Annotated in this window: 2 protein-coding genes; both read right to left on the reverse strand. The window is 70.9% G+C overall.

The window, feature by feature from the left end:
- Positions 1-1066: DUF4350 domain-containing protein (locus N878_RS20380; RefSeq protein ID WP_021445388.1), on the reverse strand; the 1066-nt coding region annotated here is incomplete at its 3' end.
- Positions 1063-1415 (reverse strand): DUF4129 domain-containing protein (locus N878_RS20385; protein WP_031303613.1); only part of this gene is annotated, 353 nt, incomplete at its 5' end. The genes N878_RS20385 and N878_RS20380, both read right to left, overlap by 4 nt.

Genomic DNA, 1415 nt, shown 5'->3' on the forward strand with positions numbered 1-1415 from the left:
GGGTCAGCGGACCGAGCGCCTGCCACTGTTCGGCCACGCCGAGTTTGTCGAAGCCGGGATGACGGCGCCGCGCACGGCGCTTGATGTCCTGTTGCAGACCCTGCAGCAGGGCCTGCTGGCCGCTGCGGCGGAGGAGGAAGTCGGCGCTGGCACGCAGGTGCTCCTCCAACTGGCGGCGGGCGCGGCTGGCGGGGGCGAGCAGCGGGCCGTGGCGCATGCCGAGGTGCCACAGCGCGGCACTGAGCAGCAGCGCCAGCAGCACCAGCGCCAGCGGGAAGTGGCGCAGCAGCAGGCGGGCCAGGTCGTCGCGCTCGGCGCGGTAGAGCAGGGTCACCGCGCTGTCCTGGCCGAGGTACCAGAGCAGCCAGGCGTGGTCGTACTGGTCGATGTTGCGGTTCTGCCAGATCCACGGATCGCTGAGCACGGTGATCAGGCCGTCGCCGTGATACAGCTGCAGCAGGTGGGTGGCGGCATCGCTGTTGGCCCAGGCGTGGGCGCGATTCTGCGCGTCATAGAGGTGGAAGGCGGTGTCGAAGGCGATATAGGCCGGCGCCTGCTCGTTTTCCAGGTAGAGCTTGGTCAGCTGCGGGTAGGGCTCGCCGTCGCCAGTCTCCTCGTCGTCCGCGGCCGCTTCCTCTTCGTCCAGCTCCTCGCTCATGTACTGCTGGATGCCGAGCAGGTCGAGCAGCAGGTCGCCGCTCTTGCCTTCCTCCTCGTCCCACAGGCGTTCGGCGACGAACAGCAGATGGCCACCGCCCGCCGTCCACTGCAGCAGGCGCTCGACTTGGCGCGGGGTCATGTTGCCGCGATCGGCCAGCAGCATCAGGGTCTGGCCTTGGCTGGGCAGGCCGGCGAGCACTTCCAGGCCGTCGGCGCGGCGCGTGGCGATGCCCTGCCGGCGCAGGAAGTGTTCGGCGGCGAGATAGGGGCTGCTGGCGACCTCGGGGGCCGGGCCGTGCTCGACTTCGTCTTCGTAGGCTTCGAGCTTGCCCAGCAGGTAGCTGGCGAGCAGGCCCAGGCCCAGCAGCAGGGCCATGCTCAGGATGAAGCCCGCGCGCCGCGTCATGTCGGGCGCTCCTGGCCGAACAGCTCGCGCCAGCCCTGGCACAGGCCCTGGCGCAGCGCCTCGGGCGGCAGGCGATGACCGTAGGCCAGGGCCTGCCAGTGGCCGGTGAGCTGGCGGCTGTAGGCGAACAGCTCCTGCTGCTGCAGGGTCTCGACCAGTTGCAGCACCTCGCCCTCGGTGTGCGCCTGTTTCAGCGGCAGCCGGTGTTCGTGCAGCAGGCGGCTGAGCAGGGCGCGGTAGAGCAGGCCGAGGGCGGCGCGCGGCTGCTCGGCCCAGAGCCGTTCGGCCGCGCTGGCGACGTCCTCGGGCAGGCTCTCCGGCGCCAGCTCCAGGCCGAACAGCTGATCCG

The organism is Pseudomonas sp. EGD-AK9 (assembly GCF_000465935.2).
Lineage (GTDB): Bacteria > Pseudomonadota > Gammaproteobacteria > Pseudomonadales > Pseudomonadaceae > Aquipseudomonas.